The sequence below is a fragment of the Microcoleus sp. LAD1_D3 genome (assembly GCF_036702135.1).
GTDB lineage: Bacteria > Cyanobacteriota > Cyanobacteriia > Cyanobacteriales > Microcoleaceae > Microcoleus.
Window position 1 is genome coordinate 15,993 of record NZ_JAUBSB010000009.1, and the last position, 22,482, is coordinate 38,474.

Annotated in this window: 12 protein-coding genes; 7 read left to right on the top strand and 5 right to left on the bottom strand. The window is 45.4% G+C overall.

Going from position 1 to position 22,482, the window contains the following annotated elements; translation table 11 throughout:
• Positions 1 to 58: 58 nt before the first annotated feature.
• The 3 genes from QUA74_RS07485 to QUA74_RS07495 all read right to left on the bottom strand — a co-directional run bounded on the left by QUA74_RS07485 (position 59) and on the right by QUA74_RS07495 (position 9,700).
• On the bottom strand, positions 59 to 1,021 hold the full coding sequence (locus tag QUA74_RS07485) for a diguanylate cyclase (RefSeq protein WP_333326612.1): 963 nt from the start codon (positions 1,019 to 1,021) through the stop codon (positions 59 to 61).
• Positions 1,022 to 1,031: 10 nt separating this feature from the next.
• On the bottom strand, positions 1,032 to 4,127 hold the full coding sequence (locus QUA74_RS07490) for a response regulator (RefSeq protein ID WP_333326614.1): 3,096 nt from the start codon (positions 4,125 to 4,127) through the stop codon (positions 1,032 to 1,034).
• Between the two features lie 125 nt (positions 4,128 to 4,252).
• Positions 4,253 to 9,700 carry a PAS domain S-box protein gene (locus QUA74_RS07495; RefSeq protein ID WP_333326616.1) on the bottom strand — a complete coding sequence of 1,816 codons (5,448 nt, stop codon included), beginning with the start codon at positions 9,698 to 9,700 and terminating at the stop codon, positions 4,253 to 4,255.
• Between the two features lie 568 nt (positions 9,701 to 10,268).
• Here QUA74_RS07495 and QUA74_RS07500 point away from each other — a divergent pair.
• The 3 genes from QUA74_RS07500 (at position 10,269) to QUA74_RS07510 (ending at position 13,347) form a co-directional block, all read left to right on the top strand.
• Positions 10,269 to 10,445 (top strand): hypothetical protein, encoded by a 177-nt coding sequence (locus QUA74_RS07500; protein WP_333326618.1) that lies wholly within the window; start codon positions 10,269 to 10,271, stop codon positions 10,443 to 10,445.
• Positions 10,446 to 10,898: 453 nt separating this feature from the next.
• The gene (gene mgtE / locus QUA74_RS07505; protein ID WP_333326620.1) at positions 10,899 to 12,296 is read left to right on the top strand and encodes a magnesium transporter; all 1,398 of its coding nucleotides are present in this window, start codon (positions 10,899 to 10,901) and stop codon (positions 12,294 to 12,296) included.
• 127 nt (positions 12,297 to 12,423) lie between these two features.
• Positions 12,424 to 13,347 carry a hypothetical protein gene (locus tag QUA74_RS07510; protein ID WP_333326622.1) on the top strand — a complete coding sequence of 308 codons (924 nt, stop codon included), beginning with the start codon at positions 12,424 to 12,426 and terminating at the stop codon, positions 13,345 to 13,347.
• 197 nt (positions 13,348 to 13,544) lie between these two features.
• Here QUA74_RS07510 and QUA74_RS07515 read toward each other — a convergent pair whose 3' ends face one another.
• Entirely contained in the window at positions 13,545 to 14,063 is a 519-nt protein-coding gene (locus QUA74_RS07515; protein WP_333326624.1) for a hypothetical protein, read from the bottom strand.
• Positions 14,064 to 14,083: 20 nt separating this feature from the next.
• Positions 14,084 to 15,166, bottom strand: coding sequence for a ParM/StbA family protein (locus tag QUA74_RS07520; RefSeq protein ID WP_333326626.1), 1,083 nt, complete (start codon positions 15,164 to 15,166; stop codon positions 14,084 to 14,086).
• Positions 15,167 to 15,564: 398 nt separating this feature from the next.
• On the opposite strand from QUA74_RS07520, the gene ftsH2 reads away from it, so the two are divergent.
• The 4 genes from ftsH2 to QUA74_RS07540 all read left to right on the top strand — a co-directional run bounded on the left by ftsH2 (position 15,565) and on the right by QUA74_RS07540 (position 22,480).
• Positions 15,565 to 17,451 (top strand): ATP-dependent zinc metalloprotease FtsH2, encoded by a 1,887-nt coding sequence (gene ftsH2, locus QUA74_RS07525; protein ID WP_333326629.1) that lies wholly within the window; start codon positions 15,565 to 15,567, stop codon positions 17,449 to 17,451.
• Positions 17,452 to 17,584: 133 nt separating this feature from the next.
• The gene (locus tag QUA74_RS07530; RefSeq protein ID WP_333326630.1) at positions 17,585 to 17,998 is read left to right on the top strand and encodes a hypothetical protein; all 414 of its coding nucleotides are present in this window, start codon (positions 17,585 to 17,587) and stop codon (positions 17,996 to 17,998) included.
• A 136-nt stretch (positions 17,999 to 18,134) separates the two neighbouring features.
• Positions 18,135 to 19,424, top strand: coding sequence for an aminopeptidase P N-terminal domain-containing protein (locus QUA74_RS07535; protein ID WP_333326632.1), 1,290 nt, complete (start codon positions 18,135 to 18,137; stop codon positions 19,422 to 19,424).
• A gap of 128 nt (positions 19,425 to 19,552) precedes the next feature.
• On the top strand, positions 19,553 to 22,480 hold the full coding sequence (locus tag QUA74_RS07540) for a PAS domain S-box protein (RefSeq protein WP_333326634.1): 2,928 nt from the start codon (positions 19,553 to 19,555) through the stop codon (positions 22,478 to 22,480).
• Positions 22,481 to 22,482 lie beyond the last annotated feature (2 nt).

Here is a 22,482-nt window from a genome sequence, read left to right on the forward strand (position 1 = left end):
CTCACATTTAATAAATAATGCTTATGGCGCTCCGATATCCCGGTCCTCAAAAGAACGGTTAAGAATTCAAACAGCGTTTGGTGCGTTTATGCTCGTACATTAGTTTGTCAGCCTTTGCGAGCAATTGTTCTAATAAAACTTCATTATTTAACTCCCCAAACTGCACACCAAGACTTATTGATATATAAGCTCGCTCGGACTGTTGATTAAAGCAATCTATATTTTCTTGCAGGCGACTCTGAAAATTAGTAGATGAATCACTAGAAAAATTAGTAATAAATAAAGCAAATTCATCTCCTCCCAGTCGAGCTACAATATCCGCATCACGAAAGGTTTGCTTCAATATTTGAGCTGCGTCAACGATTACTCTGTCTCCCATTTCGTGCCCGAAAGTATCGTTAATCTTTTTCAAACCATCTAAGTCAGCGAACAAAATACAATAGGAGGTTTGCGTGCGTTGAGCAATTTTCAGTTGTTGTTCTGCTAGTAAAAAGAAGCCACGTCGGTTATATAATCCAGTTAATTGATCGGTCACGGATAGCTGCCTTACTTCTGCTTCTGCCTTTAGACGTTCCTGAATTTCGTGTTCTAAACGTTGATTTTGTTCTATCAGTTGTTGGCGTTGCTGTTGGATAAGTAATTGATTTTTTACTCGCATCAGCACTTCCTGCTCTTGAAAGGGTTTGGTAATATAATCTACACCACCCAGTTCAAAGGCTCGTAGCTTGTTTTCCAGTCGTTCGATCGCACTGATAAAAATAACCGGGATCTGAGCACTCGCTTCCAATGCTTTTAACTTTTGACAGACTTCGTACCCATTCATCTCCGGCATATTGATGTCAAGTAAAATCAGACTCGGTGGGTCGCGATGAACACCTTGGAGTGCCATTCTGCCGTTGAGCGCTTTACGCACAATATAGCCGTGTGACTCTAGAATTTTGGCTAACAAGCGCAGATTGTCTGGGGTATCATCCACGATGAGAATATTCGTTTGGGCGGCAAGTTTGAATAGAGTTGTCATGATCTTCTTCCTAAATCTGGGTGAGAGTTGCGATCGTTTCAAGCTGAAAGTTATCGACCAGAGATGTCATCGCTTCGATGAAATCTTGTTTCTCCTGGGGAATTTGAGCAATAAGTTGATAAAGCTTATTATCACTAAGATCGAGTGCTGCTTCATGAACTTCTGCAATCCACTGGGTGGGCATGGTTTTCAAGTCAGGAGTAAATATGTTTGGTGGCGAAGCTGATGAGTCTGGCGGAACTTTTTCGGCGTAGCAGTAGCGGACGCCCAAGTGATGAGCTATTTTGTTGAAAAGTGTGTCTTCAGTAAACGGCTTGGCAATGTAGTCATCGCAACCAACTTGCAGGCTGGCGATACGATCGTCTTCAAAAGCATAGGCAGTGAGGGCAATGATGCGTGTCATTTGTCTGTTGTGCTGTGACATTTGCCCTGAGTTATCTGCTGATGACCCATGACTAATGACTAATGACTCTTGTGCTCGAATCTGTCTCGTCGCTTCATAACCATCCATGACAGGCATTTGAATGTCCATCAAAATCAGGTCAGGGTGCCATGTTTGCCAACGAGCGATCGCCTCTGCCCCATTCTCCACCCCACACACCTGAAACCCAACTGACTCCAGCAGTGTCACCAGCAGTTGCCGATTTTCTGGAACGTCTTCTGCTACTAGAATTCGGTAGATAGGTTGCCCCGGTTCGAGTCCGATAATCCGATCGCTCGTTTCAGGTTCCTCTAAATCAACGGACTCTGGTACTTCCAAAACGACTTTGCACGTAAAAGTCGAGCCTTGATCCAGGGTGCTTTCCACGGTGATATCGCCTCCCATCAGACGCGCAAACTCACGACTGATAGACAGTCCTAAACCTGTTCCTCGATCGTGACGACCGCGATTGGTTTGCATGAAAGCCTCAAAAATTGATTCTAAATCTGAGGGGGAAATGCCAGATCCGGTATCCTCAACTTCGAGACACAGGGTAATAGTTGGTTTAACATCGGGTGGATTAGTGGCGCGATCGCGATTTGTACCCGATGGCATATCATCTGATGAAAAAGCTCGTCCGCGCAGCACTATGCTTCCTTTTGTTGTAAATTTGATCGCGTTCCCAAGCAAATTAATCAAGATTTGCCGAAGTTTTGCTTGATCGCCACAGACATAACGGGGGACAGTAGCATCCCACTCGCTGCTCAGATGTAACCCTTTCTCAGGCGCTTTGAGGGTGAACATCTCGTTAATAGAACCCAGCAGTCGATGCAGATTAAAACAGCTTGCACTCAGTACCAATTGCCCTGCTTCAATCCTGGACATTTGCAAAACATCGTCGATCAATGTCAGCAGGTGTTCTCCACTACGGGTAATGATGCCTAAATGCTCTTGAAATTCTTCTGGGATATGGGGGCTGCGGTTCATAAGCTGGGTAAATCCCAGAATGGCGTTGAGTGGCGTTCTGAGCTCGTGGCTCATGTTGGCAAGGAACTGGCTTTTTGCACGGTTGGCTATTGCTGCCCTTTCGGCAGCTTGTTCTAGGGCAGCTTGCGAAAATTCTAACACCGCCAGCATGAGGATATGTCTCATTTCGGCGGCACCTTCTAACTCTGCAATCTGCCACGGCTCAGACATCTCCCGCACTGTCTCTTTCCACAGTTCAAAGGATTTGCGGGGACACAGGTGCATTTTTCCAATTTCGTTGATCGACACAGCATCCTGTGGATTACCAGCCCAGTTTATGGTTTGAATTTGTTCGGGTCGGAACCAGAGGATGTGGTATGACTTTTGTATGGCGTAGCATAGCAAGATTGAGATTGCTAAAACACCACTAGCTCGATCCTTAAATTGCTTGGCTTGGGGATACAACTGAGACAAAGAAGCTGTTGCAAACACTCGTTCTTTGTTCTGTTGCAGCAACCAATGTACGAGTTCGCAAACCTCAGCTTCAGATGGTGTTTTACCCACCAATGTCAGACGACCATCGAGCAGAATAGCAGCTCCCTGAGCATGAACTAAATCTAGCAGTTGAGAAGCATTTTCGGTCAATACCTGTTCGATAAAATTAGACTCTCGCCGGAATGCCTGCTGAAGTTGATCCTGAATGGTTTTCGCCTGCGATCGGTAAATGTTCAATTGTCGCTCTTGCTGATGCACCAGTTCGATCGAGGCAAATTGTCCTAAAAATTCACAGGTTTTGCGAGTTTCGTAATCTACCAATCGCGGGCTGTAATGGTGACAGGCAATTAATCCCCAGAGGCGCCGATCGTCAATTAACGAAATCGTCATTGTCCCAGCAACTCCCATATTCTGCAAATATTCAATGTGGTAGGGAGAGACTCCCCTTAACACACAAGCACTTAGATCCTGGGGTGTATCGGTTAGGGGATGGTTGGTGGGAATTAGGCGCGCTGGGGTGTAATTGATATTGGGAATTTGGCGTACCCAATTGCGGTAAAACAATTTGCGGGCGGGTATGGGAATATCGATCGCCGGGTAATGCAATCCCAGGTAGCTTTCTAGATAGCTTTCTTTCTCTTCAGCAATCACCACCCCATGCTCATGGGCTTCAAATCGATAAATCATCACGCGATCGAACCCGGTCATCGCTTTCACTTCTCTCGCAATGCTTTGAGCTAAATCCGAAAGATCGATCGCACTGCGAAAGTTGAGGATAACTGCTTGCAGATGATGATAAAAATCAATTGCATGATTATTTTCAATATTCAATTGGGGTTCTAGCTCCAGAATCAACTCATCTGGTAGCTGATGCACTGTGCTTCTAAATGTTTGAAATTTACCGTCTTTTAGAGGTATATTTATATCAAAACCATTATTAATGTTTATTTGTTCGTTACTTATCTGCCTAACCATTTCTTGTACTTGATCGTGACCCAATAACTTTGGCAAGGACTGACCTAGTAATTCTTCTGCTGCCATGCCAAAAAACTGTTCTACATTTTCACTAGCTTGTAAAATATTGAGGTTGTTTCGTTGCATAAATAAAATGATTCCGTGTGGCTGAATATGACCGGGAGCATACACGGATTCTTCAGTGCATTCCTCTAAATTTGTTAAATCGAAAGGAGTAAATTGGGAAATTTTGGGTATTTTATGAGGCATTTTAGAGCGGCAATTATCAATAAAAATTAAGAAGGTTTTTTTACAAGTTGCCAAGAATTAAATTTAATTATTGTTGGCTGTTCCTAATTTCCTAGTCCTAATCAAACGTTTAACTGCACAACACCTTATAAATCCAATGGACGGATTCCACTTGGGAAATTACGTTGAATTAGATTAAGGATTTTCTCAAATTGATACTGGTTGGCGAGTTCCGTCAGATGAATACCGAATTGAGCGAGGTCTGATGAAAGTTGAGCTACCAGTTCAACGATCGCAACATCATCCCCACATAAAGCAGCATCTTCCAACTGAACCAGCCATACTTCTGGTAATGTCGCCAGAAGCGTTGGATCTAGGGAATCTGAAACCCCAGAGGTAACAGAACACAGGTAAGAAGGCAAACAATTTGTTCCCCGTTCCCCGTTCTCTGTTTCCTCTTCCTGATATACATACTCTAAACCCAGGTATTGGGCCATCTTGAGAAATAGGGTCTGTTCCCGGAAGGGCTTGCTGATGTAGTCGTTGCAGCCAGTAGCCAAGGCGAGGGCGCGATCGCTCTGGGAAGCCTGGGCCGTAAGTGCAATAATGATACTGTTCTGTCCGTATTCCATTGCCCGAATTTGCTTCGTAGCTTCGTATCCATCTAACACGGGCATCCGAATGTCCATCCAGGTTAGGTCTGGTTGCCATTCTTGCCAAATCTGCACCGCTTCCTGTCCGTTAATAGCTTCTTTTACCTCTAATCCTAATTGTGTCAGTAATCTGACCATTAGCAAGCGATTTTCTGCTTGATCGTCAACCACCAAAATGCGATGATCCCCTTGACCGGGAGCCAGCCCAATCACGGGGCGATTATTCTGTTCTGGTGTAACATTAACTCCACTGATGGGGCTGACGGGAAGGGTAAAGGTGAAGGTACTCCCCTGTCCCACAGTGCTGCTGACAGAAATTTTGCCGCCCATGAGTTCCAACAATTTGCGGCTAATGGTTAGACCTAGCCCAGTACCGGTAGTCGATCGCCTCCCAGCTTGAGCTTGCACAAACGCATCGAAGATGCTATCGATCTCGAACGATGCCATCCCTACACCTGTGTCAGCGACTACAAACTGGAGAATCGGCCGAGTTGTGGTTAATGCCGCTGTACCGTCCGCCTCAATGCTGACTTGCAAAGTAACGCTTCCCCGATCAGTAAATTTGATGGCATTACTCAGCAGATTGAGCAAAACCTGGCGCAGTTTTTGAGCATCGACAAGCATAAATTGGGGAACTTCTGGCGCAATCTCGAAACAAAGGTCAAGTCCTTTAGAACTTGCTCGTTCCGCCAACATATTTCGGAGGGAATGCAGCAGCGAAATTAAGTCAAATCCGCTTTCTTCAACTGTGAAGTTTCCCGATTCAATTTTCGAGAGATCCAACACATCGTTAATCAAACTCAAGAGGTGATCCCCACTCCGTCGAATTGTTTGCAGGTCTTGTTTTTGGTTGGGAGTTAGGGAGGGGTCATGGGTCATCACTTGGGCAAATCCTAGAATTACGTTGAGAGGAGTGCGTAATTCATGGCTCATATTGGCTAGGAAGGTACTTTTTGCCAAGTTCGCTGCTTCTGCTGCTTCCATTGCGTGCTGCAGTGCGAGTTCTTTTTGTTTGCGATCGCTAATATCTTGCCCAATGCCCAGAAAATGCCCGCTAGAAAGCCGCACGTTTGCCCAAGATGTCTCTAATTGCTGTCCGGTGGCGGTCAGGGTTTTCATATCTTGCCACTTGCCGGTTGCTGATAGCATATGTTCTAAGACATTTTGGCAATAAACCGGGTCAGGATAACACTCAGCTAAGATATTTTTTTGCTGCCAATCTTCTAGCGACCAACCTAAAATTTTTTCAAATTCCGGGTTGAGCAATTCAATTTGACCTTGCGCGTTAAATAAAGCAATCATCACTGGGATATTATCGACGATCGCCTGAAACATCTCTTTCTGATAGCGCAGAGCTTCCTCTGCCTGTTGTCGAGCCGTAATATCTCGCAGAAAGGTAGTAAAAATAATTTCACCGTCGATCTCGATCTTGGAAATGGAAGCCTCTGCCGGAAACTCTGTGCCATCTTTGCGCCGTCCAAAAATGGCTCCTCGCTCTGCCATTTGCCTTGCAGAGCCTCCATTCTGGGCATAGTGGCTGACGTGCTGATCGTGAGCATCGGCAAGGCGCGAGGGCATCAACATCGCCAGGGGTTTCCCTAAAACTTCCTCAGCCGCGTAACCAAAAATTCGTTCTGCTCCTTTGTTAAACAGAGTAATTTGCTGATTGGTATTGATAGAAACGATCGCATCGCTGGCAATCTCTAAAATCCCAGCAAATCGCGCTTGAGAAATTTGTAATTCGATTTCAGCTTGTTTGCGTTCGCTAATATCTCGGCAGATACAGAAGTTCATCATCTCACCTTCTAATTCCACCCGGCTCCAGCTAATTTCCACGTCATATACAGAACCATCCTTGCGGCGATGTCGCGTCTCAAACAGCGGAATAGCCTCCTCTCTCTGGAGGATAAGTTGTAGTTCTTCCCTCGTGCATTCAGCGTCCCAATCAAACACACTCAGATTTAGGGTTTCTTCTAGGGTGTAGCCCAGCATTTGAGCAAAACTGGGACTAGCTTCGACAACTTTTCCGACCCAATCCATGACAACAACACCGTCCATTGAAGTGTTGAAGAAGGCTTTACTCCGCAGGAGTTCCTGTTCGAGTGCAAGTTCGGCTTTTTTGCGATCGCTAATATCTTTCATGAAGCAGTAATGCCCCATAAACTGGTGCTGTTCGTCGTAAGTTGAAATCATCACCAATTGCTTATAAAAAACCGAACCGTCTTTACGAACCCCTCTGGTTTCAACTTCAACTCTGCCCTCTTGCACCATCAGCCCATAGGCTGCAACCAGTTTTTTTAACTCATCGGGATATACGGTTTTTTCCCAGGACATCCCCATAATTTCTTCTGGGTGATAGCCTGTCATGTCAGCATAAGCTTTATTGACATAGAGGTAACGCCCTTGAGTGTCTATTTTGGAAATGCCGGACACAGCATTTTGCATCACCTCACTCATTTCTTTACGCTCTGCTTCTGCGTGTTTGCGATCGGTGATATCTTCTGAAAAACAAAGTAGGTACTGGGACTGATGCTGCTCGTCGTAAATGGGAATCTTCACAGTATGCAGCCAACGTTTGCCCAGACTATGACTGTCAATGAGTTCTTCAGCAATATCCTCAGTCTTACCTTTTTTAAAAGCTTCTCTATCCTTTTGGTCAAAAAAGATAGCCTGTTCTATTGGGAAAAAATCATAGCCACTCTTGCCGATCGCTTGTTCGGCTGAAATGCCAAATAACCGTTCGCTGGTTTTATTCCAAAACTGAAATACGCCAAATTGTTTAGGCTCTGCGTCCTTAACAAAAATTGCTATCGGTAGATGATCCAGCAGTGCTTGTAAGAAATTGCGAGTTTTTTGGATTTCTAGCTCTACTTTTTTGTGCTTGCTAATATCAATAAACGTAACTATAACTTGTGTGCTTTGACAGTTGTGATCGAACTCCGGGTAGGCATTAACTAATACCCACACACAACTATCAATTTCTTTTTTAATTCCTAAAACATAATTTTTGAGGGGACTTCCAGTGGATAAAACCTGATTTACCGGATATTCCTCTAGCGGCATAACGCTGCCATCTTCCCGCACAAAATGCCAGGCCGGAGATATCGCAGTTTTTCCCAGCATTTGATCCATTGAAAGCCCTAATAATTCACCGGCCGTTTCATTACATAATTGAATGCTGGTATCTGTCCCATGAATCACAAAACCCGCATTTAAGTTATCGATCAATTGCCGATATCTGGCTTCGCTGACCTGTAAAGCAAATTCAGCTTGCTTGCGCTCGGTAATGTCGGTGTGAGAGCCAGCCATCCGAATTACGTTACCTGCATCATCCCAAAGCGCCTGACCGCGATCGAACATCCATTTGTAGGAACCATCTTTGCAGCGAATGCGATGTTCTGTGAGATAGAAAGGGGTTTTCTTGGCAAAATGGTCTTGAACGGCTTGCATCACCCATCCCAAATCATCGGGATGTACCAGATTAGCCCATGCGTCTACAGTGTTTTGGATTTCGTGGTCTTCATAGCCCAGGATTTCTTTCGAGCGACTAGACAAGAATATCTCGTTGGTTTGAACATTCCAATCCCAAATGCCATCATTATTCCCGCGTACAGACAGTTCCCAGCGTTCTTCACTTTCACGTAGTGCTGCTTCGGCTTGTTTGCGGTCAGCAATATTCCGGGCAATCTTCGAGACTCCAATTATATTCCCTGTTTCGTCTTTAATGGGGGAGACACTCATCGATACATCGATTAATGTTCCATCTTTCCTCAGCCTTTTTGTATCGTAGTGTTCGATGCGTTCTCCTCGCTGGATTTTGGTGAGAATTTCGTTTACCTCATCTCGATAGTCTGCGGGAATCAGTTTTCTCCCTGATTGCCCTACTATTTCGGCCGCTGTATAGCCAAAAATTGTTTCGGCTCCTACATTCCAACTTGTAACTACACCCTCTAAATCTTTGCTGATAATGGCATCTTCCGAAGATTCAACGATCGCAGCTAGTCGAGCGATCGCAATTTCTGCCTGTTGTCGCTGGTAAATTTCCCATTGCAACTGGCGATTGGCTTTTGTGAATTTATCGACTTTGCAATAACTAACTTGTGCGAGATACACGACCACCATCAGCAGCCAAACTAAAATCAAGCCACCAATTAACACAACTATTGGTAAATAAAAATTTTCCTTTTCTACCAAATATGAAGTGGGATAAACATCTATTTGCCACTCTGCACTATAGGCTCTTATTACAACTGTTTTATGCTGTGAATAGTGAGATGAAAGCTCTTGACCGTAGATCAAATTCGTGCCATCATATATAGCCACCTTGTACCCAGGTGGCACTTTTAAAATACTGTCAAATAGAGTTTTAAACTGAAAAACTCCGACAATAAACCCATCAAACCGCTCCCCTACAAATAAAGGAAAACTTGCTAGAAATCCTTGACCCCCTTGAACGAGTGAAATGTTGCGGGTTAACATAGGTTGACGCAAATCACGAGCCACTTGCAAAGTGATTCTGCGACGCAGTTCCCGATTAAGATCTAGGTTTTGCGCTGCCTCATTCCCAGCCAGTGGCACAACCGATCGCACTTTAAATGAGCGATCGACTAATTCGATCGCCTGATAACCGTAGAAATCCTTTACATAAGCCTCAGCATCGGCTTCCCAAAGAGCCTTTGGTGTACCGCCATTGGCTTCCCAGCGATTCGCCATTTGCCGAAGTGTCAACACCCGAATTGATAATCCTTCGTTCAGTTGTGACTGAATCGCATTGGCTTCCTGCTGAATTAACTGCTCGATGTGAATTTGTCCGTTGATGGTTAGCTGTTGCCACGTAAGTAAAACAGCAAGAGAAGCCAGCACACCAAGCAAAAGAGGTAGAAATCTTTTAAATGGTGTTTGGCATAAGGTTCTAATCTGGTTGAGTCGAGTAATTACCATAAATTCAGCGATCTATTAATAGAGCAGCCTACAATTTGTTGGGCGAGATTTTGGTAATTTAATTATGCAACAGAGCAAAGAGTTGAGCGTGACAACCCGTTAGCGGTAGGACAATCTTTAAACTTTATCACCCCTAAATAGAAATGTTAAATTGCACCGATAAAGAATGTTGTTTTTTAAACCCTAGCTATCTAACTAAATTTAGAGAGAGCGATGAGCCACATCTGTTCAGATTGTAAAGAGGTATTGTTTGCCAAAATTGGCGACAAAACCAATAGATTTGATGTTGGCGAACTTGACGGAGCATTTGATTCGAGCAGCAGTGGCAGTGTGTCATAAAGATTTATTTTGTAACTCAGGGGTATTTCACTCCTGTTGCAAAGTGCTGTAAGCTCGCTTGAAGCACCAATAACATGACCCTAGAGAAAAAATAAAGATGGGGTAAAGAATACAACTGCTTAAGGAAAAGATACAAGTTTAAACATTTTGTAATAAAATTAAGAGCGCAAAGAATGTTTATCCCACAATACGCACATTGTTACACACCTTGTAATGTCACATCTGTTTTTTGAGAATTCTACATTATTCAGAGGCAATTTATGAAGGTATCACGGGCCGCAAGTCGGGTGTAAAAGATGCGGTATCCGGAACAATCGATGCCTTCACCAGCGACGGGATGCTGTTAGTCCCAGAAGCGCTGAGACATGGTGTAACTCAAAGCCAATATTCTCTTATACCGCCGTAGCCTTTAACCTGCATTTCCTACGGCATAATCTTGCCAGCAAGCGACACTGAATGGAAAGAAACAGTCAATAATTTTATTCGCAATCAAAGTTCGACGAACCTGTTGGAAAAAGTGATCGGGCGCAATTCTCCTTTCCTACCAATGAGTGTCGCCGATCAAGATAAATGTATTTAATCCCCAATCGGCTAAGGTGCTTCGCGCGCACCCGATGGATAGGGTAATACTAAATCCGCGTTAAAAACCCCTTGCTCCGGCTCGACGATTGAAATCGCTCAAGAGTCAAACTTTCGTCCTCGCTGAGAGCGACTAAAAAACAAAGGGGTATTTAAGCCGGATTTCATATAAGCTGCGGATATTGTCAAGGCAAGTGTGATCACCACTGCAACCAGTAGCGTCAATAGGCTCTAAACTGGATTCAGGAAGGCGCGCAGCACAGGTTTAGGAGGGTCATCAGTGACAGAAAAAAATTATCAATCGTCTTCTCTACCAACCTACGCGCGAAAGGAACTGCGGGAATTAGTTCGATCGCAGTTAAGGGCCCTGTTGGAAGAAGGAGACTTTAAAGGAGCAAAAGCGATTTTGCACCCGGTGCAGGAAGCAGACATAGCTGAAGCTATCGAAGGTCTGCCAGAAACCATGCAAGTAATAGCTTTTCGCTTGCTTTCCAAAGACGAAGCGATCGCAGTTTACGAATATCTCGACTCCAGCGTTCAGCAGTCCCTCTGCGAAAAATTCAAACGCCAAGAAGTCATTGATATTGTAGACAAAATGTCCCCGGACGATCGAGCTAAACTGTTTGACGAACTGCCGGCAATATTAGTCCGTCGCCTGTTGGGTGAATTGAGCCCGACGGAACGCGAAGCTACGGCTCAACTTTTGGGTTACGAAGCCAGTACCGCCGGTCGGATCATGACCCCGGAATATATTTCTATGAAAGAAAGCTTTACCGTCGCCCAAGCTTTAGACCGAATTCGCTCTTTGGCTAGAACTACCGAAACAATTTATTCTCTTTACGTCACCGACGCCGGACGCAGCTTGACCGGTATTTTATCCCTGCGGGATTTAGTCACTTCCCCCCTCGACAAAACTGTCGGCGAAATTATGACCCGCGACGTAGTTTCTGTTCAAACAGGAACGGATCAAGAAGAAGTAGCTAGGCTGATCCAGCGTTACGATTTTTTAGCTGTGCCCGTTGTAGACCGCGAACAGCGGCTGGTCGGGATCATTACAGTTGACGACGCGATCGACATTTTAGAACAAGAAGCAGCCAAAGATATTTATACCTTGGGCGGCGTCCAGTCCGGCGGCGACAATTATTTTCAGACCGATTTAATCACCGTTGCCCGGAAAAGAGTCGTGTGGCTGTTTGTTCTGCTTTTAACTAATACTGTCACGGGCGCAATTATTAGAGCTCAAGAAGATATTTTGAACCAAGTAGTCGCCTTAGCAGCCTTTATTCCCCTGCTGACTGGCACTGGAGGCAATGTCGGAGCTCAGTCCTCAACTGTTGTAATTCGCGGTTTGAACACTGACGAAATTACAGCAATGGGCCCGTTTCAAGTAATTATTCGGGAGGGGATGGCGGGAGCGCTGCTAGGAGCTATATTGGGGACTGTAGCGACGGGCTGGGCTTACACTCTGCAAGGGAGTTTAGAAGTGGCACTCGCGGTGGGAGTGAGTTTGTTTGCGATCGCAATTTTAGCTTCTATTGCCGGTTCAGCTCTGCCGTTTCTATTTCGTTCTTTGGGTTTAGACCCCGCTTTAATGTCTGCTCCTTTTATTACCACCGCAGTTGATGTCCTCGGGGTCTTGATTTATTTCACTTTAGCTCGACAAATTTTGCAGCTTTAATATATTTAAGTAGATTGGCATCAATAAAAAAACCATAGTAATTTTAAATTCGGTGATGTACAGCCTCCCAATGACTGATGACCAATGACCAATGCCCAATTCCCAATTCCCAATTCCCAATTAAGCTATGTCATCATCCAATTCACCAACGAAAATCCAAAATCCCACGTCCAGCAATTTGTTAGAAACTGCTGAATTGGTTTTTCTTGCTGCCTCTGCTGTGGGATTGGCTGCTAGTTTGGTTTGGGGGCAGAGCGTTTATGCTCAAGTGCCTGTAGTGATTTCGTTGGTGTTGAATTTTGTGAATCGGCAGAAGCTGCACAGGCAAGTTAAAGCAAGTACGGCGGCTACGTTCGATCGGGTAAATCAACAAGCAGCTACTACCGATCGCGCGATCGAGCAATTGCAACTTGCTGTAAATGCTTTAGACGAAGCTGTTGCTCAAACATCTCGCGAAAATCTCAATGTTGGGCCTGGAGAAAACGTACACTCTCTCATTTCAGCCATTGAGAACCTGCGCCAGCGACTAATAATTTTAGAAAAAACTATTAAAATGATTCAAAGCGAGATCGAACTCACCAGCCGCCAATTCAAACAGCGGCCGGAGTTGCAACAAGTCGAAACTTTGACCACAATAATTCTGGACTTGCAGCAGTTTATCAACGAACTGCCGCAGTGGGGCAGTTTGCAGCAGCGACAACTAACAGAACTTCAGCAAAAAGTAGACAATGCTTTGGCGGAGTTATCAGAAGAAATTGCTGTGATTCCCAACCGCGTGCAAGAGGCGCTAGCTAGTCGGGGTGCGGAAATTAGCCCACAGTTTGGTTCGGGTTTGAATGGCGAGCAAAAGAATGGTTATCGACCTAAAACCCCGAATGAGAAAATTCGCCAGAAATATCCCAGAGCTTATGTCAAGTGGAGTCAGGATGAAGACGAAAATTTGAAGAAAGAATATGCTAGCGGTCAACAAATTGACGAATTAGCTCAGAGATTTCAGCGACAGCCTAGTGCCATTCGTTCACGATTACAAAAATTAGGATTAATCGAATAATGGTAATTGGTAATTTGTAATTTGTAACCACAGAAAACAGTCAACAGTCAACAGTCAACTGACAACTGACAAATAACAAAGCGATCGCCCTTTTTTTTCAAAAGAGCGATCGCTTTGTTTCTGTATTCAGTACCTGCTGCCAACAGCGGGCCACTAACATCACATCTCAAGGCTTTTTAGCCTTGGTCTACCTCATTTTAGAAATCTTGGGGTAACAAAGAACTTAAACGCTCCAACAAAGGATCGGAATTCCGAGGAGGAACAACTTCAGCATCAGACACTACATTATCATCCGCAACAGACTCAGACTCAATCGGGCCAGGCTCTACTACTTTTGAAACTGGGGCAAAAGAAACTTGAGCAAACTTACTGTTAACACTCCCCTGCAACTGATCCAACTGCGCGCTGAGTTGACTAAGGTGATGTTCCAGTCCCTCCAAACGGCTTAATTCCTCTGCCGAAACATTGTGTTCAAACTCAGAAAATTTGACCACAAGTTCAGCAATACGCTGTTCCAACCGCTGAAAGCTCTGTGTAGAGCTCGTAAACTCAGATACAGACAAAAACTGCCACAAAGCCTGCTTGCAGAGATTGCTGAAAGTCTGATACTTCGTGAAAGCCAACTCTTTTTCAATAGCGGCCAGCAAAGTTTGATCCGCAGCATCTTCCGTAAACGCCACCGAGAAATTCGCCTTATTTTTTGCCCACAGTGCCATAGGGTTCAAGCCTTAATGCGTTACTTTATCGTGGCTAGCTGAGCCTCAGCATAAATAAACTGTCCCAAAGCATTAGCTTTCCGAGAAGGCTGAGCCAAGTGAGCCTTAAGATTGGCGTCTTTAAGCAAAGGTTGCAACACCTCCCAGAAAAACTCGCCGCCACCGCCCGTCAGAACCACATCCGTCACCCGTTCCGGCAGCCACTGCACCAAACGTTCGGACAGTTCGTTAGCGAAAGCCTCCCGCAAATCCTTAATAATCGGATCTAAATTAGTCGGCTTAGTCGCTCCTCTGGGACGGTAAAAACGCTGGCCCTCGGGTTTATTCACTGCTTCCAGTAAAGACAGAGATTGAGGGTCTGCCCCCGGAATCTTTGAGGCAACTTGTTCGTAGAACTTGTTCATTGCGAAGGAATCGCTCTTTGAAGCCGCCCGGGCGAACCGGAAACGATCGACCATTAACAAATCGGTAGTTTGGTGTCCGATATCAACAACAGCCACCGACAGTTCGGGCAACTCCGGCGTAAACTCCTTGTTATCTTGAGCCTCGCACCAAATCAGGCTGCCGAACCCTTCCGGCATCACCCAAACGTGACTGATATTAATATCCACCCGCTCGCCCCGGTACACCACAACGTGGGGAGAGCGCAGTTGGCTGATAATCTCTTCCTTTTCCTTCTCAAACTGATCCTGCGAATAAAACGGCAAACCCAGCACAACTGCTATGTCGCCCTTCATCTGGAAATATCCTGCACAGGAAAAGACCTTAACCAAAGCATCTACTACTTTCGACTGGTCAGCGCCACCGAGATTAGCGCCAAAATCTGCTGCCAATTGACCTATAGCGTAACCCCTGCCCTGGTACTCCAGCCACATATCCAACAGAGGGTCTGTTGCTTTGGACTCAAAGCTGCCACCCCGCACCTTTTCCACGGGCATAGTAGCCACGTTGGCAGGGATGAAAACAACGCTACTCGGGTTGCGACTCACGCAAGCTTTAGTTGCCGTCCGACCCAAATCAGCACTAATAATCGATTTGTTAGAAGCGACTTTAGTCTGCTGGGTCAGCATAGCCGAATTAGGAACAAGCTGTCTAGTTGTCATTGAAATGTGTTACCTCACTGAGCCTCACCATTATCATGCCTTATCCCTTGACACTGCCACGCTTAAAGACAGTGGGTGAAAGCGGCGATTCTTCTAACTCTACCTAGATCGGTATCGAAATCAGCACCAAACATTATATTCGGGACGATCGCCCTTAATTGATTTTAGATTTTAGATTTTAGATTTTAGAGGCGACAACAGGGGCCGCGGTCCGGGGGCTTGTACCCTGGATGGTTTCGGTCGAGGAGTATTCTCGATCGATCGCGGCAATACGGCCTGTTGCCTGAGAGTGCATTGTTAAGTTAAATTTAGTTAAGATTCTGAGTGTAAACTTTTGTCGCACTTCTCCCACACCGCGATCTTACCCGATCTGTCCCCAATTCAAGGCATCCTCATTTATGAAAATTTCTTGGCGAACTATACTACTTTGGACTTTACCCGCCTTAGTCATCGGCTTTTTCTTGTGGCAGGGGGCCTTTGCCCCATCCCCCGCAGAAATGAGCAAGAACACCGCCAGCACCCGCCTGAGCTACGGTCGATTCTTAGATTACTTAAACGCCGGTCGAGTGACCAGCGTTGACCTTTACGACGGAGGTCGGACGGCTATTGTCCTAGCAGTCGATCCCGAACTGGACAATCACGAGCAGCGGTGGCGGGTAGACTTGCCCTCAAATGCCCCGGAACTGGTTTCTAGGCTCAGAGACTCCAAAATCAGCTTCGACACTCACCCACTACGCAACGACGGTGCTGTCTGGGGACTTTTAGGCAATCTAGTGTTTCCCCTCTTGTTAGTAGGAGGGCTGTTTTTCCTCTTCCGCCGCGGTGGCAACGTTCCCGGCGGCCCGGGCCAAGCCATGAATTTTGGCAAGTCCAAAGCTCGCTTTCAAATGGAAGCTAAAACAGGCGTACTGTTCGACGACGTAGCAGGCGTTGAGGAAGCCAAAGAAGAACTACAAGAAGTAGTGACATTCCTCAAAAAACCCGAACGCTTCACCGCAGTCGGGGCGAAGATTCCCAAAGGCGTGCTGCTAGTGGGCCCTCCCGGAACCGGTAAAACCCTGCTGGCAAAAGCGATCGCAGGCGAAGCTGGCGTGCCTTTCTTCAGTATCTCCGGTTCGGAATTTGTCGAAATGTTCGTCGGTGTCGGCGCTTCCCGCGTCCGCGACTTGTTCAAGAAAGCTAAAGAAAATGCTCCTTGCATCATCTTTATCGATGAAATCGATGCAGTGGGCCGCCAGCGTGGCGCCGGTATCGGTGGCGGTAACGACGAACGGGAACAAACCCTGAACCAGTTGCTGACCGAAATGGACGGTTTTGAGGGCAATACTGGGATTATCATCATTGCTGCCACGAACCGCCCCGACGTGCTCGACTCAGCGTTGCTGCGTCCGGGACGTTTTGACCGCCAAGTTAGCGTAGATACGCCGGATATCAAGGGCAGGTTGGAAATTTTGGAAGTGCACGCGCGCAACAAGAAGCTGTCTGCAGAGATTTCTTTGGACGCCATCGCCCGTCGTACTCCTGGTTTTACCGGCGCTGATTTGGCTAACTTGCTCAACGAAGCGGCTATTTTAACCGCCCGCCGCCGCAAAGAAGCGATTACGATGCTCGAAGTTGACGATGCAGTCGATCGCGTGGTAGCAGGTATGGAAGGCACTCCTTTGGTGGACAGCAAGAGCAAGCGCTTGATTGCTTACCACGAAATCGGCCACGCGATCGTCGGTACAATCATTCAAGCCCACGATCCAGTTCAAAAAGTTACCTTAGTTCCTCGCGGACAGGCCCGCGGCTTGACTTGGTTCATGCCCAGCGAAGACCAAGGTTTGATTTCTCGATCGCAAATTTTAGCCCGGATTAGCGGTGCTTTGGGTGGCCGCGCAGCCGAAGAAGTAGTTTTCGGCGATGCCGAAGTAACCACGGGTGCCGGCAACGACTTGCAGCAAGTCAGCGGTATGGCACGCCAAATGGTGACTCGCTACGGGATGTCTACCTTGGGCCCGATCGCCTTGGAAGCCCAGCAAAGCGAAATTTTCCTCGGCCGCGACTACACAGCGCGATCGGAATATTCCGAAGAAATAGCCTCTCGGATTGACGGACAAGTTCGATCGATTGTCGATCACTGCTACGAGGACGCGCGCCGAATTATTCGCGAAAATCGCACCGTGATCGATCGCTTAGTCGATTTGTTGATCGAAAAAGAAACCATCGACGGCGAAGAGTTGCGCCTAATCGTCTCTGAATACACTTTTGTTCCTGAAAAAGAACAATACGTTCCTCAGCTTTAAGACTTGTTTAAAAAGTAGGGACACGGTACTGCCGTGTCTTTAAAAAGTAGGGACGCAACACTATTGCCACGTCCCTACTTTTTTATTAAACTGTCAATAATATTAAACCGCCCCTAAACGCCAATTAACGCAGATGAATACTACATTTGCCCTACATACTAAGAATTCGCCATTTTTTTTATTAATAGCAGCTTTTATTTGTGTTGGTGTCAATACTTTGAGCGCCCGCGCCGAAAAATTAAGATGTTTTGTAGATATTTGCATCGACTCCAGCAGCGTTGAATTAAGCAAATCCGAGATGCCCGGTGCTCCCTCTTATCCAGTCAGAACTATTTTAGTAACTCAACAGTTTAGTAACGATAAATTGTTGGCGCAAATGGAAGTTGACTGCAAGCAACGACAGTTGAGAACTGTCAGAGTTAGCCAAGATGGCGAAAATTGGTCGAATTTCGATCCGAGATGGACTTTAGTCGATGGCAACTCATCTTTGTCTCGGCTAGTTGACTATACTTGTAAATTGGCGATCGCAGAACAAGAGAATAAATAAGTAGACCAAGAAAAAAAACAGATCGCCTATATCTTCAACCCTTGCCCCTGGCGGGTGCAAGTTTGACAGCGCTTGAAACCGCCGAGTGTTAATATTACACTCAATCTAAAATCTAAAATCTAAAATCTAAAATCGGATGACAAACCCCACCGAATACCGACAAAGACGCGAACAGTTAATGGCAAAAATTGGCAGCGGGACGGCGATATTTCGCAGCGCGCCCGCAGCCGTCATGCACAACGATGTAGAATACGCATACAGACAAGATAGCGATTTTTTCTACTTGACCGGTTTCAACGAAGCTGCGGCGGTAGCAGTGCTCGCACCGCACCACGAAGAACACAAATTTGTTTTGTTTGTGCAGCCAAAAGACTTGGAAAAAGAAACTTGGCACGGTTATCGCGCCGGAGTAGAAGGCGCTAAGGAATTGTACGGCGCGGATGAAGCTTTCCCGATTAATGAACTTGCCGAAAAACTGCCGAAATATTTAGAAAAAGCCGATCGCATATACTATCACTTCGGGCGCGATCAAACTTTCGACCAAACAGTGCTCAATCACTGGCAGCGCTTGATGGCAACCTATCCGAAACGCGGCACAGGCCCGACAGCAATCGAAGATTCCAACATTATTTTACACCCGATGCGGCTGGTGAAAAGCGAAACAGAATTAGCATTAATGCGAAAAGCTGCTAATATCTCAGTTGCAGCGCACAACCGCGCCCAAGAATTCGCTAAACCGGGCAGATACGAATATGAAATTCAAGCTGAAATAGAACATACTTTTGGCTTAAATGGCTGCACTCCCGCTTACCCTTCAATTGTTGCATCCGGTTACAATTCTTGCGTCCTACACTACATCGAAAACAACCGACAAATGCAGGAAAACGATTTGTTGCTAATAGATGCCGGTTGTGCTTGCGGGTACTACAACGCCGATATTACTCGCACCTTTCCTGTTAGCGGCAAATTTACAGCCGAACAACAGATAATCTATGACTTAGTTTTGCAAGCACAATTGCAGGCAATTAGTCAAGTCTATCCGGGAAATCCTTACAGCAAAATTCATGAAACAGCAGTGCGCGTTTTGGTGGAAGGTTTAATGGATTTAAAACTTTTGGTGGGGGACATTGAAGAGATAATTAAAGAAGAGAAATACAAGCCATTTTATATGCACCGAACTGGTCATTGGCTGGGATTGGACGTTCACGATGTCGGCGTTTATCAGTACGGCGACAATCCCCAAGTTTTGCAGGCCGGACAAGTGCTGACGGTGGAACCAGGGATTTATATTTCTCCTTATATTAAACCCGTGGAAGGACAGCCGGAGGTTCCTGAAAAATGGCGCGGTATTGGCGTGAGAATTGAAGATGATGTTTTGGTGACATTGGAAAGTCATGAAGTCTTGACGGCGGGAGTTTTTAAATAAAGGAAAAGTACAAGGCTTTCGGCCGAAGTCAAGAAAGATTGACTAATTAAGTTAGCAGTGAAGGCTTGAGCTTTGTTAGTATTGGCTTGAAAAAGCTCCAGTCCGCAACTGCCAAACAAAGAGCGCTTATGTGTATTGATCCTACCAAGATCGATCGACCTCTGGAAACCTGCGAAGCATTAGTAGCAGAGCAAAAAGCAAAAGTTCGGCAACTCGAAGAGCATTTGCACCAGCAGAGAGAATTGTGCCAGAAATTAGAAGCACAACTCAAAGCAGTCGAAAATGCTGGCTTTTCGGGTTCGGCAACTGAATTTGATATCACCGAGGACGATCGGATTCAGTTAATCGCATCTCTGGAAAAAAGCCAGGAAATGTACCGAACTCTCATCAAACATTATCCGAATGGTTCGGTGTTTTTGTTCGATCGCGATTTGCGCTATACTCTGGTTGACGGTCAAGGTTTAGCAGCAGTTGGTTTGTCCAAAGAACTGTTGGAAGGCAAAACGTTGTGGGAAGTATCGCCACCTGAAGATTGGCAACTTTTTGAGACTACATATCGCGCGGCTTTGGTAGGAAAAGAGAATAGTTTTGAATATAAATACCGCGATCGCGTTTATTCAACAACAATTGCTCCCGTCAAAAACGACCGGGAAGAAATTTTTGCAGGCATGGTAGTTACTCAAGATATTACCGAAAAAAAACAGGCAGAAATAGCGCTGGAAGAAATCAAAAATCAGCTAGAAATTAAATATCAAAAGCGCACTGAGGACTTGAAAACAGCCAACGCTCAATTGCAGGAAGAAATTCTCTCTCGCTGGCGCGCCGAAGAAGCTCTGCGGGAAAGCCAGGAACAGCTAGAATTGTTTTTCTCTCAATCTTTAGATGGTTTTTTCTTTATGATGCTGGACGAACCAGTGCACTGGGACGATACAGTTGACAAAGAAAAAGCCTTGGATTACGTATTTGCTAACGGGCGGGTAACGAAGGCAAATGATGCTTTGATAGCTCAATACGGAGGTATTAGGGAACAGTTTATTGGCCGCACGCTTGACTATTTATTCTCCCACAACTTTACTGGCTGCAGAGAGATAATCAAGCAATTTTTTGATGAAGGCAGAATTCATATCGAAAATGACAATCGCAAGTTTGACGGGGATATAATTTGGGTGGAAGGCGACTATATTTGCATTTACGATTCCCACGGCAGAATCGTGGGCTATTTTGGCGTGCAGCGCGATATTAGCGATCGCAAAAAAGCAGAAGCAACCCTCAGAGATAGCGAAGAACGCTTTCGAGCAACCGTCGAACAAGCGGCAGTCGGCATTACCCACCCTGACCAAACAGGCCGCTATTTGCGAGTCAATCAAAAATTCTGCGAGATAGTCGGATATACTGCGACTGAACTGCTGTCACGAACTTGGATGGACGTTACTTACCCAGAAGATATAGATGCAGATTTAGAACAAAACAAGAAATTATTTGCCGAGGAAGTTGACAGTTTTAAAATGGAAAAACGCTTGCTGCACAAAGACGGCAATGTAGTTTGGGTAAATATTACAGTATCGCTAATCAAAGAACCGCTGAGTGGGGCAATTTATAATGTAGTAGTGACAGAAGATATTAGCGATCGCAAAGAAACTGAAGCAGCGCTGAAAGAAAGCGAAGAAAGGTTCCGACAGCTAGCAGAAAACATTGAAAGCGTGTTTTGGATGGTAAACGTTCAACCCCAGGAAATTATTTATATCAGTCCGGGTTACGAAAAGATTTGGGGCAGAAGCTGCGCTGATTTGTATGCTAACGGGCGCTTTTTTGCAGATTCCCTCCATCCAGAAGATCGCGAGCGGGTTATTGCTAATTTAACTAGAAAAATCGAGTATGAAGACGAGATAGAATATCGCATTGTCAGGCCGGACGGCAAAATTCGCTGGATTCGCGATCGGGCTTTTCCGATTATAAATCAATCTGGTAAAGTTTACCGCATCGTGGGCATTGCAGTAGATATTACCGCACGCAAACACGCAGAAAAAACCATCCAGGAAAATGAAGAACGCTTCCGCCAGTTAGCCGAAAATATCCAAGATTCCTTCTGGCTAATGTCTGCTGAATTCACAGATTTATTGTATCTGAGTCCAGCTTACGAACAAATTTGGGGGCGCAGTCGCGAAGAATTGTATGCTGATCCCTTAAAAATGATGGAGTGGGTGCATTCAGAAGATAAACTCCGGTTGGAAGAGGCAATGGGGCGAGTGTTGCAGGGCGAGTCCACCAATACCGAATATCGGATTTTTCTGCCAGACGGCACAATTCGCTGGGTGTGCGATCGAGCTTTTCCCATTTACGACGAATCGGGCAAAATTTACCGCATCGCGGGTATTGGCGAAGATATTAGCGATCGCAAATTTAGCGAAGCCCGCATTCAAGCAGCACTCCGCGAAAAAGAAGTATTGCTCAAAGAAATTCACCACCGAGTCAAAAATAATATGCAGGTAATTTCCAGCCTGCTGCAACTTCAAGCTCAATATATTGAAGACGAAGCGACGCTAACTTTATTTGAAGAAAGCCAGACTCGCATTCATTCAATGGCTCTGATTCACGAGCAACTTTATCAATCCGAAAATCTCGATCACATCGCCCTGTCTCCCTACGTCGAAAACTTGGTTGCTAATTTGTATCAATCTTTTGGTTGCGGCAACACTTCAATCAAATTTAATCTCAAAATTGACCCCATTTCTTTAAACATAGAAACAGCAATTCCGTGCGGTTTAATTATTAACGAACTGGTTTCTAACTCTTTAAAATATGCCTTTGGCTCTAATTTAGATGGTGAAATAACTATTGACTTTCATGAAATAAATTACCACCAATTTTATTTAACTATTCAAGATAACGGTTGCGGATTTCCGGCGGAATTTGACGTGGAAAATACTGAAACATTAGGATTGCGATTAGTAAGAATGTTGGCTTACCAATTAGAGGCAAGTATTGCCATTGACAGTCAGCGTGGAACCTGCTACACTCTAATTTTCCAAGAGTTAAATTATCGGCAGCGTATTTAACG